This window comes from Vibrio sp. 10N.286.48.C11, assembly GCF_041469805.1.
Taxonomy (GTDB): Bacteria; Pseudomonadota; Gammaproteobacteria; order Enterobacterales; family Vibrionaceae; genus Vibrio; species Vibrio crassostreae_C.
The window spans coordinates 11,958-13,016 of record NZ_JBFRLK010000073.1; the positions used below are offsets into that span (position 1 = coordinate 11,958).

At 49.2% G+C, this 1,059-nt stretch carries 1 protein-coding gene; it reads left to right on the top strand.

What is annotated here, in order from left to right; all coding sequences use genetic code 11:
• Positions 1-1,059: VCBS domain-containing protein (locus tag AB4209_RS17310; protein ID WP_372056640.1), on the top strand; the 1,059-nt coding region annotated here is incomplete at both ends.

Genomic DNA, 1,059 nt, shown 5'->3' on the forward strand with positions numbered 1-1,059 from the left:
TGACCTGACTATTGATGCCACTGGCCACTGGGTATTCACCGCCAACAGCGCGTTTAATCAATTGAACGTCGGCGATAAAGTCGAAGAAACCTTCACGGTGTCGTGTGTTGATGGCACACCCTCGACCATCAAGGTAACGATTAACGGCACTAATGACAAAGCCACTGTTAGCAGTGCAACCATCGCTATCGATGAGACCGACAAAGCGGTAACCACATCAGGCACGCTAACCAGCACCGACGTGGATAACCCAGACAATGCATTCACACCGGATTCGATTACTGGCACCAATGGCGACCTGACTATTGATGCCAACGGGTACTGGGTGTTCACCGCCAACAGCGCATTTAATCAATTAAACGTCGGCGATAAAGTCGAAGAAACCTTCACGGTGTCGTCTGTTGATGGCACACCATCGACCATCAAAGTCACGATTAACGGCACTAATGACAAAGCCACTGTTAGCAGTGCGACCGTCGCTATCGATGAAACTGATAAAGCAGTCACGACATCAGGTACGTTAACCAGTATCGACGTCGATAACCCAGATAATGCGTTTACTCCGGATTCTATTTCAGGCACCAATGGCGACCTGACTATTGATACTAATGGTCATTGGGTCTTCACCGCCAACAGCGCGTTTAATCAATTAAACGTCGGCGATAAAGTCGAAGAAACCTTCACGGTGTCGTCCATCGATGGCACACCGTCCACCATCAAAGTGACGATTAACGGCACTAACGATGCCGCTACTGTCAGCAGTGCGACCGTTGCTATCGATGAAACCGACAAAGCAGTAACGACATCAGGTACGCTAACCAGTACTGACGTGGATAACCCAGACAATACCTTCACGCCAGGTTCCATTGCAGGCACAAATGGCGACCTCACCATTGATGTCAATGGTCATTGGGCGTTCACCGCCAACAGCGCGTTTAATAAATTGAACGTCGGCGATAAAGTCGAAGAAACCTTCACGGTGTCATCCATCGATGGCACACCGTCGACCATAAAAGTGACGATCAATGGCACCAATGATAAAGCTACTGTCAGCAGTGC